The organism is Comamonas terrigena NBRC 13299, from assembly GCF_006740045.1.
Classification (GTDB): domain Bacteria; phylum Pseudomonadota; class Gammaproteobacteria; order Burkholderiales; family Burkholderiaceae_C; genus Comamonas; species Comamonas terrigena.
The window spans coordinates 2,356,142-2,369,775 of the sequence record NZ_AP019749.1 but is presented as its reverse complement, the minus strand read 5'-3'; the positions used below and the strand labels follow the sequence as shown (position 1 = coordinate 2,369,775).

At 63.0% G+C, this 13,634-nt stretch carries 11 protein-coding genes; 6 read left to right on the top strand and 5 right to left on the bottom strand.

What is annotated here, in order from left to right; translation table 11 throughout:
• Nucleotides 1-63: 63 nt before the first annotated feature.
• The 4 genes from CT3_RS10730 to CT3_RS10715 all read left to right on the top strand — a co-directional run bounded on the left by CT3_RS10730 (nucleotide 64) and on the right by CT3_RS10715 (nucleotide 4,523).
• Nucleotides 64-1,242, top strand: coding sequence for a hypothetical protein (locus CT3_RS10730; RefSeq protein ID WP_225608669.1), 1,179 nt, complete (start codon nucleotides 64-66; stop codon nucleotides 1,240-1,242).
• On the top strand, nucleotides 1,233-2,372 hold the full coding sequence (locus CT3_RS10725) for a hypothetical protein (RefSeq protein ID WP_066531997.1): 1,140 nt from the start codon (nucleotides 1,233-1,235) through the stop codon (nucleotides 2,370-2,372). The genes CT3_RS10730 and CT3_RS10725 overlap by 10 nt, the downstream gene beginning before the upstream one ends.
• 64 nt (nucleotides 2,373-2,436) lie before the next feature.
• Nucleotides 2,437-3,063 carry a hypothetical protein gene (locus tag CT3_RS10720; protein WP_141891748.1) on the top strand — a complete coding sequence of 209 codons (627 nt, stop codon included), beginning with the start codon at nucleotides 2,437-2,439 and terminating at the stop codon, nucleotides 3,061-3,063.
• A 32-nt stretch (nucleotides 3,064-3,095) separates the two neighbouring features.
• Nucleotides 3,096-4,523, top strand: a complete 1,428-nt coding sequence (locus CT3_RS10715) for a CsgG/HfaB family protein (protein WP_115594665.1) — start codon at nucleotides 3,096-3,098, stop codon at nucleotides 4,521-4,523.
• A gap of 86 nt (nucleotides 4,524-4,609) precedes the next feature.
• On the opposite strand, the gene CT3_RS10710 is transcribed toward CT3_RS10715, so the two are convergent.
• A complete protein-coding gene (locus CT3_RS10710; protein ID WP_066531987.1) occupies nucleotides 4,610-5,845 on the bottom strand; it encodes an L-dopachrome tautomerase-related protein in 1,236 nt (411 codons plus the stop codon).
• Between the two features lie 55 nt (nucleotides 5,846-5,900).
• Complete coding sequence (locus tag CT3_RS10705) at nucleotides 5,901-6,635, bottom strand: type 1 glutamine amidotransferase domain-containing protein (protein WP_066531985.1); 735 nt, start codon at nucleotides 6,633-6,635, stop codon at nucleotides 5,901-5,903.
• 100 nt (nucleotides 6,636-6,735) lie between these two features.
• On the opposite strand from CT3_RS10705, the gene CT3_RS10700 reads away from it, so the two are divergent.
• Entirely contained in the window at nucleotides 6,736-7,656 is a 921-nt protein-coding gene (locus CT3_RS10700) for a LysR family transcriptional regulator (RefSeq protein WP_066531982.1), read from the top strand.
• A gap of 117 nt (nucleotides 7,657-7,773) precedes the next feature.
• Here CT3_RS10700 and CT3_RS10695 read toward each other — a convergent pair whose 3' ends face one another.
• Both CT3_RS10695 and CT3_RS10690 read right to left on the bottom strand, forming a co-directional pair.
• Entirely contained in the window at nucleotides 7,774-8,907 is a 1,134-nt protein-coding gene (locus CT3_RS10695) for a PepSY-associated TM helix domain-containing protein (RefSeq protein ID WP_066531979.1), read from the bottom strand.
• Nucleotides 8,908-8,925: 18 nt separating this feature from the next.
• Entirely contained in the window at nucleotides 8,926-11,082 is a 2,157-nt protein-coding gene (locus tag CT3_RS10690; RefSeq protein ID WP_066531976.1) for a TonB-dependent receptor family protein, read from the bottom strand.
• Nucleotides 11,083-11,525: 443 nt separating this feature from the next.
• Between CT3_RS10690 and CT3_RS10685 the strand changes: the two genes are divergently transcribed.
• Nucleotides 11,526-12,476 carry an AEC family transporter gene (locus CT3_RS10685; protein WP_066533295.1) on the top strand — a complete coding sequence of 317 codons (951 nt, stop codon included), beginning with the start codon at nucleotides 11,526-11,528 and terminating at the stop codon, nucleotides 12,474-12,476.
• Nucleotides 12,477-12,916: 440 nt separating this feature from the next.
• On the opposite strand, the gene pdxH is transcribed toward CT3_RS10685, so the two are convergent.
• Nucleotides 12,917-13,579, bottom strand: a complete 663-nt coding sequence (gene pdxH / locus CT3_RS10680) for a pyridoxamine 5'-phosphate oxidase (protein WP_066531966.1) — start codon at nucleotides 13,577-13,579, stop codon at nucleotides 12,917-12,919.
• Between the last annotated feature and the right edge of the window lie 55 nt (nucleotides 13,580-13,634).

The window sequence follows — 13,634 nt, the reverse complement described above, 5'->3', positions numbered from 1 at the left end:
AAATTGGGTATGAGAGAAGCTGGGCATGTATACTTCGCTGCTAAAAATAAGTGCGGGGTATCAATGGAAGCTTTGAAGATGTTCAAGTGCTGGGGAGTAGCACTTGGATTGGTGGTCATGGTGCAAAGCTCCATCGGCCAAACAAAAGATGTCGCTTTTGCAGGGGTTGCTTTTGCTGGGGAGGCTGCAGGTTTGGCGCAGCGGTTTCCCTATTCGTTGCAATACGACAAGCAATTGAAGGCGGCGAAAAGCAGCTTGTTCAAAAGAACGTATGAGTACGTTGCAGTGAATAAGCCAAAGAATTTCAATTTATCCATCCAGCCTGTTGGTGATTTGAAGGGAAGTGATCAAGCGCTGGTCGCCTCTTTGGTCATGAGCTCCGAAACTGTTTCGGTGGAGCATTTTGGAAATATTCGCAAGCTTTTCATTCTGCTGCGTGGTCAGGCCTTGTTCTTCGACTTCAAGTCGATGAATGTGGTGCGCGCATATCCAATCAGCTTTGGTTATGTAGACAACTTCCAGCACGACCCCAGTCCTCAGGAAATTCTGGAACGCGTGCGTTTGGTTTATGAGGGCAGTGACAACAAGCCCGGTATCTACGGCCGTTACGCCAGCGCAATGGCTGGCGCCACACTGCCAGAGCAAGTGAGCCGCTATGTGCAGGTGAGCCGCGCCAGCCTCTCTGCCGAAATGGCCGCAGTTCTGCCTGATTACTTGAAGTCGACACCCGGAGCCAAGGAAACCTGGGCTGCTGATTTGGTGTCAGAGGCCATTTCCACCCGTGTGGGCGTGCCCATGGTTCCATATACCAAAGGCTATGCCGTAGGGAATGTAATGTCCATGCAAGTCATGGACGGAGAAGTTTTCAATCTCACGCTACCGAAGCCGGATTACGAAATCGAAGTTGATTTTAAAAACGTCAAGAAAATAAAATTCAGCCAAAGTGCTGGCGGAACTTCCTACGTCTATGGCACGTACGCTGATATTCGGATCCATGAGCCAGTTTCCGGTGCCGTGTACTTGCAGACTTCGTTGAAGAATGGTGAAACCAAAGTGGTACCGGCTTCGCAAACCTATGTCGACGATTTCCCCGCGTACTATGATTCTGCCAATGGAATGTTTGTCAAGCTTTCGGAAGCCATTGCCGGGAAAAGCAATCCATGGATAAAGACGGCTGCTTCTGCCTCTGATATTGACAGCCAAATCGAGAAAACTATCAAGTTGATGAATTTATGCAAGTAATCAAAAAATTATTGGTCTGGTCATCTATTGCCTTGTTTGCTGGAAGTTCCTGGGCCCAGGTTCAGCAGGCCAAGGGGAAAGCCACCGTGAGCTACCAAGGGTGGTCGGCGTCTGCAGACGATAAAGCGCGTGCCACTTCGGCAGCACAGCTGAAAGCGGTGGAGTTCTATTACGCGGAAGCGGGTCAGTCCGAGGCCGAGAACTTCGATGCGATTCGCGACAAAATTCTGGCTGCGCCAGATCGCTACATTCTCGACACGACGGTGTTGGCAGAAGAAGAAAACAAGGACAAGAAACAATACACGGTTGCCGTGCGCGTGGCGCTCAACGTGGCGAACCTGCGCAATGCAGTGAAATCGAATTCGGCCGTGGTCAAAGGTGGCACTGCAGCGCGGTCGCCACTGGCGTTCATGTTTGTGTCCCGTCAGGTGGACAGTACCCGCAGCTTTGACGACCGTGTGTACAAGCGTGTAGACCAGAAGACCGATGTGAAGGGCAACGTCCAGGTTTCCGAAAAGGGCTCGGAAGGGGAGTCCTTTGGTCGCGGCCAGATCCAGACCAATGCGTCCACATCGACTTCCGTGAACGGCTCTCTTCAGCGTTCAGCGTCGATCGAAACGGGCGGTAGCACGACGCGGCGCGCCAGCGAATCGACCTTCCGTTTGTTGCCCAGTGCCAATTTGACGCAGGTTTTCACCTCCAACTTCACCCGTGCGGGATTCAAGGTGTCTGAAGCTGCCATGGTGGAGCCATATACGGACGGCAAGTTCAAAGTGGCCACCGTGGAAAACGACTACAAGTCCGGCATGGATCTGAAGCCTGCCACTTTGGCATCGCTGGTCAGTGGCATGCGTGCCGCACAGATTCCCTATGTGGCACTGGGTACGTTGGATGTTGGACTTGCCGACACCGACGGCAACACCGGTTTGATGCGTGTGGCGGTCACCGTCAACGCCAAGTTGCTGGATATCAGCCAGACCATTCCCGACACCCTGGCTTCTGTGGGCCCCGTGCAGTACGCCGGTGTGGGCCCTACAGAGGACGAAGCCCGCAACAACGCCCTCAAGCTTGCTGCCAACAATGCAGCGCGCGAACTGACCAGTCAGCTCACCAATCTGGGTGTGCGCTGATTTCTGTTTTCCCCGATTTTTGTTTGATTCTTGATTCAGGAGATAGATTGCAATGAAGAAGATCTTGACTGCTATTGCTGTGGTGTGCGCAGGCATGGCCACCCCTTACACCGCCTCGGCACAATTCAATATTCCCAGCTTCGGCGGCAGCAAGTCCAGCGCCCCGGCTGCTGACCTGGGTGGCCAGCAAACCACTCTGGTGAAGAATTTCGTGGCAGCCAACGTGGATGTGCTCAAAGCCAACTCCAAGATGGGCGAAGCTCTGGGCCTGAAGGCCACCGCCGCCGATGCCGAAGCCGTTGCGCAACAGCTGTCGTCTGGCTCGACCTTTGACAAGGATGCTGCTTCCAAGGCAGCCACAGCCGTGGGAGATACCGGCGGTGCCATCGCTGCCAAGCTGGCGGAAAAGCCTGCACTGGATGCAGCAGCCAAGGCCACTTATACCCAGGGCCTGTTGAGCCTGGCCAAGGGTGTGGTGCGCTACACCGGTCTGGGCAAGGATGTCTCTGCCATGGGCGATGGCCTCAAGAGTGCTCCTCTGACCCAGCTGCCTTCCCTGGGCGCTGCCAGCTACGTGGTGACCAAGTTCCCCACTTCGACGACCGAGGTCTTGAAAGCGCTGAAGAACGCGGTGGACTTTGCCAAGAGCAATGGCATTGAAGTGCCGGCAGAAGCCACCAGCCTGCTGTGATTGACTGACGACGGAACCCGAAGAAAGCAGCTATGCGTTACTACCTCATCGGGGCCTTGTCGGCCCTGATGGTGGTGGCCGGCTGTGGCCCCAAGTCTGAAGAGACAAATGCCACAGCGGCCTCTGCCAACACCCCCGCCAGCAGCTCGGTTGCCCCTGCTGTTCCTGATGTAGGCAAACTCGAGAGTGTGAGTACCACGGCCACGGGTCTTGGCAAAACGGCGGGCGAAGCAATGGCTGAGGCCATGAAGATGGCTTTGCTGCAAGTCAACGGTGCCGTTGTACAAACAGAGAGTGTCACGGCCAAATATGGCCTGGATGTCAGTCTGAACCAGGACAGTGCTTCGCTGCGCGCAAATGCATTCGCAGAACTGGTTCAGCAAAAATCAGGCGGCGTGATCCAGAACCTGAAGGTGGTCAGTCTGGAAGAGCCATCGTTGCTGCCTCCCAAACTCTACAAGGCGACGATCGAGGCCAGCATCGCCAAATTCAAGCCTTCTGCAGACATGCAGAAGCTGAAGGTGGTGATCGGTCCCGTGACATTTGGCCAGCAGCATCTGGCGATGGGGGATCGTTCCGTGCCATCGGCCCAGGTGGCGGCCGCATTGCGCCAGCGCGTCAGTGATGCTTTGATGCAGACAGGCCGCTTTGCGGTGCTGGACCGTGAGTTCAGCCCCGAAATCGAGCAAGAGCTGGACATGATTGCGAGCGGACAAGCGCCCAGCGCCGAACTGGCGAAGCTGTCCCAGGCTGCCAGTGCTGATCTGGTATGGAGTGCCCGTGTCAACACCTTTGCCTACAACCGCCACGCTCGCCAGTTGCGCACCAGCGACCGTGAGTTGGTGAGCTATTCGGGCGGTTGGTCCTTGTCGCAGAAGATGGTGAATGTGGCCACACGCCAGGTCACTGTCTCCGACTCGCTGCGGGGTGCTGCGCCAGACCGTGCGGCAACCACCTTGGGAACCGGCGTGGATGGCGACAAGATGCTTGCAGACATGACCGATGAAGCCGCAAACGCCATAGTCGGCTCCATTTTGCAGCGGACTTTCCCCGTCATGGTGGTGGCACGCGACGGCACCAACGTCGTATTGAGCCAAGGCGGGCAATCCATCCGCGAAGGATCTCGCTACGCGATGGCCGCAATAGGCAAGGAAATGAAAGACCCGCAAACCGGCCAAAGTCTGGGACGCATGGAGTCGCCTTGCTGCGAGTTGGTCATTGATCGTGTGACTCCAAACCTCTCCTATGGGCATTTGGAGAATATGCGTACCGATCTGGATGGCATTCCGGAAGGTGGTTTGCAGGTGCGCAATGAACTCAAGCAAGCTGTTGTTTCTGCCAGCGCAGCACCTGCTGCAGCATCTTCCTCGGCAACCAAGTCACAGTCTGCCCCGGCGAAAGCACCGCCTGTAAAGCCAAGCGCTGCGCCTGCGGCAGCTGAGAAAGACGATAAATGGTGAAGTGATCACCTTGTGTAAAAAGCGGCGCTGGGCGCCGCTTTTTTTTATGGCCAGGCTGATCGAGAAGCCGCTGTGGCGGTTTGCGTTCAACGGTGGGGCGAGAGTTTCAGCCGCCACAGCTCATAGCGTTCCTGCCCGGGCTGCACAGCGCCTGCGAAATGCTGGTTCAGATTGCTGGCGGTGAAGAGCAGGTCGCCACCCGGCGTGAAGGTGGCGGTATCCGGCCAGCGGATGCCGTCGTCGGCCGCCAGCAGCGACATGCTGCGGCGGTGCGGGTTGTAGCGCACAATGCCGTTGCGTGTCACATCGGTGATGTAGAGCAGTCCCTGGGCGTCGGTGGCAATGCCGTCGGTATTGCCACCCACATCGCCCAGGTTCTGGATCTGTGCGGCGCGCTGCGCATCGGTGGCGGCGGTGTCGTGCAGCACGGCGGTGGGAATGGCGTAGGCGTGGCGGCCGGTGGTCACGGTCCAGTACAGTGTGGCTCGGTCGGGCGACAGCGCAATGCCGTTGATGCCCAACTGCAGTGGATTGCCGGGCCAGACTTCTTCGCCATGGGAAAACACCTGTACACCGGGCTCGGGCAGCAGCGCAGGGTGGCGGTGCAGCACGCGCCGGGCCTGGCCGCTGGCAAAGTCCACCACGATCAGCGCGGCCTGGTTTTGGGGCGCGCTGCGCAGCCCGCTGTCGGAGATATAGGCCACGCGCCGGGCTTCATCCACCACGATGTCGTTCAAGAAACTGCCGCTGCGGTCGGCCACGCCATCCAGGGCAATGCGGCGCACGGTCTGGCCGCTGGCCAGGTCGATGACCAGCACTTTCTGCGCCCCTTCGGGCGCCTGGGCTTCCCCGGCGACAAAGCCCATGTCCAGGGCCCACAGCCAGCCGTTGCGCTGGTCCACATAAAAGCCCAGCACATTGCGCAGCGCCTGCTGTGGCGCGGCCTGCACGGCATTGGCGGAGATGGACGGAAAGGCCGTGAGACGCGCCGGGCCGCTGGTGACACGGGTGTCCAGGCGGCTGAGGGTGGCCGGTGCCTGGGCCGATACCAGGCGCGGTGTGCTGACAAAGGCCTGGCCCTGGCCGTCGAAATGGATGCCGGCAATGGGTGCGCCGACGGAATGGGGCGATGGTGCGGGCGCAGCATCTGCGCGGGAAGTCGCAGGCGCCTCCCAGGTCACGCCGCTGTAGCTGCGCCAGCGTTCCAGCGTGGCGGTCGGTGGTTGCTCCGGTGCCGCGGCGTGGACGACAGAAGCAATGGAAAACACGTGGAGCAGCAGGGCCACGGCGGCAGTGCTCGACAGACGAGAGTGGCGGGGCATGAAAGGCTTTCGGGGCGGTGGGGGAGCCGGATGAGAGTGGGTGGCAGACATGGGGTCAGCGCGCCTGTATGAGATCGCGCAGGACCTGGCCCACGCCGGTGGCCGACTGCGGGTTCTGCCCAGTTACCAGGCTGCCGTCGGTCACCACCTGGGGCTGCCAGTCGGCGGCAGGCAGGTGCCGGGCACCACGCTGCACCAGCGTGCTGGCCAGCAGAAAAGGCACGACCTGTTCGAGCTGCACGGCGCGCTCTTCGCTGTCGGTGAAAGCTGCCAGTTGCTTGCCGGCCACCAGATAGCTGCCATCACTGAGGGTGACGTTGACCAGTGCTGCCGGCCCATGGCACACGGCGGCCACGGCGCCGCCGGCTTCGTAGATGGCGCGCGCAACATGTTGGACGGCGCTGCTGTCTGCGAAGTCCCACATCGCTCCATGGCCGCCGGCAAAGAAGATGGCCGCATAGCGCGCGGGGTCCACATCCTCCAGGAGTGCGGTGGTGCGGATGGCTTGGCGGAACTGCGCATCGGCCCAGTAGTGGGCGTTGGTGCTGTCCTGCAGATCCAGGCCATCCACCGGTGGCTCTCCACCCTGGATGGACGCAAATTCCACCGGGATGCCTGCCGTTTCCAGCTGCTGCAGCGGGTGGGTGACTTCGGCCAGGTAAAAGCCGGTGGGCTCGCCCGAGTCGCCTTTGCGAGCGTGGCTGGTCAACACGAACAGCACCGGGCGGCCGGCGAACGAGGCCGGGCTGGCTGCTGTGGAAGTGGCGGTGGGGACGGGGATGGTGTGCATGACAGATCCTTGGTGAACGATGGAATGGACTGTATTGATTGCTTTCAAGGAGGTAAACTGGCTTTCAAGAATTTGATTTGTTCTTTGAAAGACAAGATGAATGGCGCGACGCTTTGATCATGTGGCGGATGTAGAGGCTTTTGTGGCGGTGGCCGAGCAGGGCTCGTTCACGGCGGGTGCGGTGAGTCTGGCGTCGACGGCCTCGGTGCTCAGCCGTGCCGTGGGGCGGCTGGAGGCGCGGCTGGGCCAGCAGTTGCTGCATCGCACCACCCGCCGTCTAAGCTTGACGGACACCGGACGCCTCTATCTGGAACAGGTCCGTGCGGCCTTCACCTTGCTGGACGATGCAGAGCGCGACGCCCAGGGCGACGCCGAGGCACTGACCGGCTGCGTGCGCATCAGCGTGCCCACCAGTTTTGGCCATTACCGGCTGCCGGCGCTGCTGCAGCCGTTCACGGCCCAGTACCCGCAGGTGCGCATCGAGGTGAACATCACCAACCGCAATGTGGATCTGGCAGCCGAAGGCTTTGACCTGGTGATCCGCCTGGGGCCGCTGCCGGACAGCGGTCTGGTGGCGCGCAAGCTGGAGGATGCGCCGCTGTGCCTGGTGGCGGCGCCGGCCTATCTGCAGCAGATGGGGGTGCCACGTACGCTGGCCGATCTGCCGCAGCACCGCTGTCTGCCTTTTGTGATGCCGCGTACCGGCAGGCTGGCGCCCTGGGTGTTCCGTGCCCAGGGCGAGGATGTGGAATGGCTGCCCGAGGCCGCCGTCACGGTGTCGGACGATGTGCTGGGGGTGGTTTCACTGGCAGAGCAGGGCATGGGCATCTGCCAGAGCTATGACTTCATTGTGCACAGTCGCATCGCGGACGGCCGTCTGGCGGAAGTGCTGCCCCAGTTGCGCGGGCGCAGCCGGCCGTTTTCGGTGGTTTACGCGCCGCACCGCCGGCAATCTGCCGCTGCGCGGGCGCTGATTGCCCAACTGACAGGGCAAGGGCAGGGTGGTGCCCGGCAGGCCTGAAGACAACGGCCATCCGGATAGGTGGATGGCCGTGTCTGCAGGGAGTCGCTGTGGTGGGCGCATGACCATGGCAGCGGCGGGCTGCCCATGGCGATGGCTGAGCTGAGCTCGGTGAGCTCAGCCCTGCGACCGCAGGCGCTGCGCCGCTGCCAGGGTCTTCTGGGTCCGCTGTCGGGCCTGGCGGCGCTTCCACCACAGCCACAGGCCGCTGATGCCCAGGCCGGCCAGCACCAGTCCGCCCAGGGCGACGGCGGTCTCCAGCAGCCAGCCGCCCAGCTCGCCGGTGTGCAGCGGGTAGATCACGGCCACGGCAGCGGCGCCCGGATCCACCTCGTTCCAGCGACGCACCGCCAGTACCTGACCGGTGCGTGGGTCCATCCAGACGGAACTCACGCCATTGGGATGGGGTTCACCCGGCACCAGAAAGCGCACGCGCACCGGTTTGGTGGGCGCCGCAGGCAGCTGCAGCATGCGCAGCTGGCCTTCGGGCAAGGCGCGCTGTGCCGTTGCCCGCAGGGCATCCACGGAGGGTAGGGGGCCAGCTGCCGTCTGGAGCTTGGGCAGTTTGGGGGGCTCCACGGGGCTGGCTCCAGCGAACGCATTGATCACGCCGGCCAGCGGGCGCCAGGCCATGTAGGCACCGGTGGCCACGGAGACGGCCAGCAGCAGCCCCAGTGCGGCGCCGCCCACGCGGTGCAGATCGAACAGGGAGCGGGCCAGGTTCTTGCGCAGTTCCACACGCCAGGCCTGCGCCCAGTGCCGGGGCCACCACAGCACCAGGCCGGTGACCAGCAGCACCAGATAGGCCAGCGCCACCCAGGCGAGGATGGCCTTGCCCGTGGATTCCAGCAGCAGGCTGCTGTGCAGCTTGAACAGGGTGTTGGTAAAGCCCTCGGTGGCGCCGCGCCGGCCTTGTTCCTGCCCGGTCCAGGGGTTGAGGTAGAGCGTGCCGTTCCAGCTGCCGCGCACCGTGGCCCACAGGCTGTCGCCGGGCTGCTGGGGCAGACGGAAGCTGACGGTGGTCTGGTCGCCAAACTCCTGCCGCAACCGGGCGTACAGCGGCGCCAGGGCGGTGGGCGTGGCCGCGCCGGACGGTGCCGGGGCGGTGAACAGCTCGGCATGCAGCCGGCGGTCCAGCGGCTGGGCCACCACCAGCAGTGCGCCGGTCAGGCCGGCCAGCACCAGCACCCAGCCCAGGCCCAGGGCCAGCCAGCGGTGCAGCCGCAGCCACAGAGAACGCAGTGCAGTCATGCTTGCAGCGGCCCTGGTTTAGAACGGCAGCGTGGCCTGCACGTACAGCGTGCGGGGCATGCCGACGTACTTGCCACCGTTGTTGTCGGTGGAGCGCAGGTAGTAGCGGCGGTCGAACAGGTTCTTGATCCCCACGGCCAGGCGCAGGTTGTGGGCTTCCTTGCCCATCTGGTAGCCGGTGCGCAGGTTGACGGTGGCGTAGCCTGGCACATCGCCCAGGCGGCCGGAGGCGTCTTCCTGCGTCACGTACTGCGTGCCCGATCCGGGAGAGCGCTGCTTGGACTGCGCGTTCAGGTCGGCGTTGAAGGTCCAGCGGTCCACGCTGTAGCGTGCCGACAGCGACGCCGTGTGGCGCGAGTACAGCGGCAGATCCTTGCCCGCAAAGTCGCCGGCCTGCGAAGAGGCTTGCGTGTAGGTGTAGGTCATGCCAGCGGACAGGCCCTTGAGGGCGGGGAAGGCCTTGCCGAAGTCATAGCGCAGGGCCGATTCCAGGCCGCGGTGGCGGGTGGCGCCCAGGTCGGTCCAGATGCCGTCGACGCCGACGCGGGTCAGCAGCAGTTCCTTGTCGAAGTCGATGTTGAACAGCGTCAGCTCGCCGCCCCATTGCTCGCCCTGGAAGTGTGTGCCGATCTCATAGGTCTTGGCCGATTCGGGGTGCAGGCCGCGGTCGCTTTGTGCCAGCTGCGCATACTGCTGTGGCCCGAAGGACTTGCCAGCGTTGGCAAACACGGACCAGTGGTCGTTCATGCGGTAGAGCACGGACAGGGTGGGCAGCCATTCGTCGGCCTCGGATTCGGGGGTGATGGCACTGGTCACCACACCGCCCGCGCCCAGGTTTTTCACGTGGTTGAAGGAACGGATGCGCTCGAAGCGCACACCGGGCGTGATGGTCCAGTTGCCGATATCGATGCGGTCGTCGATATAGAAGGCATGCGCCGTGGTGCCGCCATGGCTGTTTTGGTAGGCATTCATGGGCAGGTCCATGGCATTGCCTTCGGTGCCCGGCGTGTAGTAGGCCGTGCGCAGCGCCACTTCGGAGCTCTTTTCCTTCAGGTAGCGGTAGCCCACGCTGACTTCCTGCACCACCGAGCCGGTTTCAAAGATGCGCGAATAGCGCGGCTCCAGGCCCAGGTAGTTGTAGTTGCGGGGGGCTGCGGTCAGGCGGCGCTGGCTGCCGCTTTCCTGCTCGATGTAGCTGCCGCGGAAGGAATCCACGTAATAGGCCAGCACTTCGACGTTGTTGCGGCCGTCGTTGTGGGTGTACTTGAGCGAGCCGTCGGTACGGCGGCCGGTGAACTGGTCGTAGCTGCGCGTGCTCTGGAAGGGGTCGGCCGCGTACTGCGCCGTGGTCAGGCCGCCGGGCATGCGGCCCTTGCCTTCAAAGTGGTGCAGCGAGGCGCTCAGGTTGTCCTGGCCCGTCAGGCGGTAGCTGCCCTTGAGCAGCACATCGTCGATGTCGGTCTTGTCATTGCCCGCGCGCCAGCCGCTGCCGTGCGTGCCCGAGTACAGCAGCGCGCCGCCCAGGCCGGCCGCGTTGGTGCCGCCCACAAACAGACTGGGCGTGGTCTTGACATTGCCGCCGTGGCTGTAGAACTCGGCGCCCACGCTGGCATCGGCCTCGAATTCCTTGGGAATGGCGCGGGTGACGAAGTTGATGATGCCGCCCACATTCTGCGGGCCGAAGCGCACCGAGCCTGCCCCGCGAATCACGTCCACGGAGCTGAGGTTGCCCAGCGATACCGGTGCCAGCGACAGCTGGGGCTGGCCATAGGGCGCGTAGGAGACGGGCACGCCATCCATCAGCACATAGGAGCGGGGCGACAGGCGCGAGGTCAAGCCGCGCACGCCGATGTTCAGCGAAACGTCGCTGCCACCCGTGCCGTTGCTGTCCTGTACCTGCACGCCGGGCACCAGGCGCAGCACATCACGCACGCTGGCCGAACCGCTTTCCTCGATGCGTTGCTGGTCGACGATGGTGCGGGCGCCGGCATGCTCCAGCACCTTTTCCTGGTTGGGGTTGTCCAGCCAGTTGCCGGTGACGGTGACCGAGTCCAGCGTGGACACCACAGGTTCGGCGGATTGGGCGTAGACGGCGGCGGGCAGGCAGGCCAGTGCGGCCGCAGCGGCCACGGCACAGCGCACACCGGCCGTGCGGGGGGATTGGGGAGAGGACATGAAAGAGAAGGGGGAGAGGCTGCGTTCAGGCCGCTGTGGTCAGCAGGGCAGGCGGCGGCACGGCAGAAAGAGGGTTGGTGACAAAACTCAACAATGATTATAAATAGGAATGATGCGCAGTTTGGGCGGTAAGGTCGCCAAAGTCGCTGTGGCTGTCCGGGGAAGTCGCGGCCCCCCCGGATGCCGAGAACGTTGCAGATCCCGAAGCATCCTGCCTTCGCAGGGGATTGCCGTGGCCTATCATGCGGGCCGCAGCACAAGCCCCGTAGCGTTGCCCGTGCCCCGTGCCCCGTGCCCCGTGCCCCGTGCCCCGTGCCCCGTGGGAAGACTGCGACTTTGCGGAACGCTGGGCCGGCACGCTTTGTGCGGATGCGGTGAAGGTGCTGTGCAGGTCCTGGCGGTCTTCGGCAGGGCGCTGCTGCGTTGTTTTTCAGGAATCTTTGGTGAACTCTCCCGCTTTCTCTGCCCTGTTGCCTGTGATTTTGATGATTGGCCTGGGCATCTGCCTGGCCAAGCTGCAGTGGGTGCGCCACGCTGCCGTACGGGATCTGTCGAATCTGGTGTTCTATGTGCTGACGCCGGCGCTGCTGTTTCGCACCATGATGCAGGTGAAGCTGACGGACCTGGACTTTGCCCCCATCGGGGTGTACTTTCTGGCCGTGGCCCTGGTGTTCGCCGTGACCATGCTGGTGCAGGGCTTCACCACGCTGGGTGCAGCACGCGCACTGGCCAATACCTTCAGCAACACGGTGATGATCGGTATCCCGCTGATGAGCCTGGCCTATGGCGAGCAGGGTCTGGTCACGCTGTTCACCCTGATTTCGGTGCACGCCCTGGTGCTGCTGACCAGCGGCACCATCATTTTTGAACTGGCCGCCGCGCGCCAGGCCAGCCGTGCAGGCCAAGCGGATGCGCGCGGCATGGGCCGCACGATTGCCCAGGCGGTGAAGAACAGCATCCTGCACCCGATTCCGCTGCCCATCATTGCCGGGGTGCTCTACGCCCAGACCGGTTTGTCTGTGCCCGAGGTAGTGGATACGCCGCTGCAGTTGATGGGGCAGGCGCTGGGCCCCATGTCGCTGCTGCTGGTGGGGGTGACGCTGGCCTATGGCCGGGTACGGGGTAACCTGAGTGCTGCGCTGCGCATTGCCGTGGTGAAGACTGTGGTGCACCCCGCCGTATTCCTGGGCTGTGCCTGGTTGCTGGGTCTGCGCGGCCCGGCGATGGCCGCCATGGCGCTGGCTGCGGCCTTGCCCGTGGGCGCCAATGTGTTTCTGTTTACTCAGCGCTATGAAGTGGGGGAGGACGAAGTCACGGCCAGCATTGCGGTTTCCACCGCGCTGGCCCTGGTCACGCTGCCGGTGGTGCTGACGGTGTTGCAGCGCTGGGCCTAGGTCACCGCGGTGAGCCTGCACCGTGCGGCACAGCGGGGCTGCTGTGCTATTGGTGAGGCTGCGACACATCGGGGGCACACATATCGGGGGCGCGTTCGCTCCCATGGCCTTGGTCGCAGCGGGCTTCCAGGGTTTGCTGCGTTGTATGGGGCGTATGCAGCAGACAGCCTGCAGGCAGTACTGATGCGAGGCCGTGGGACATGGCGCGAGGCAATGCACCCGCTGGCGGTGCAAGGGCGCGGGAGGGGCTGAGACGCTGCCCAGTGTCCCGCGATGCCTATGCGCTACAGCCCAGGGGCCGCGTCTGGGACATAGAAAAAGCCCCGGCTGCGCGAGCGCCGGGGCTTGGGCGCACCGCCTAGACTTGGCGCGTACACCGATATGTGTTGTATCGGCGTACGCTGCGGGGACTTGAGCGGTTTTCGTTCAAAAAGCGCTATTCAGGGCGCAAGTCGTTCACGTACCCAAACCTGGCTGTCGTCTGGCCCGCTTTCGGTGCGGTAACGCAGACGGTCGTGCAAGCGGCTCTTGCGGCCCTGCCAGAATTCCCAGCGGTCGGGCACCAGACGGAAGCCGCCCCAGTGCGGGGGGCGCGGAGGCTTGAGCAGGAACTGGGCGCCATATTTGGCGGCGTTGGCCACCAGCACGCTGCGGCTGGATATGACCTGGCTTTGCGGGCTGGCCCAGGCGCCGATGCGGGAGTCCAGCGGGCGGCTGTGGAAGTAGGTGTCGCTTTCCTCGTCGCTGACGCGTTCGACCCGGCCTTCGATGCGGACCACGCGCTCCAGCTCTACCCAGTGGAACTGCAGTGCTGCAAACGGGTTGCCCGCCAGCTCGTTGCCTTTGCGGCTGTCGTAATTGGTGTACCAGACGATGCCGCGTGCGTCATAGCCCTTGATGAGCACGATGCGTGTGCTGGGGCGCAGATCGTTGCCTACCGTGGCCACGGTCATGGCATTGGGCTCTGCCACTTGCGCGCTCACGGCTTCCTGCAGCCACTGGTCGAACTGTGCCAGGGGATCCGCTTTGGATGCGTCTTCATTGAGTTCTGCGCGCTCGTAGCTCTTGCGCAGGTCGGCGATGTGGGCAGAAATCTGGCTCATGCCGCCATTGTGCCCTCTGCGTGCAGCAGTGCGGTATTTGTGCAGGCCGTGTGCT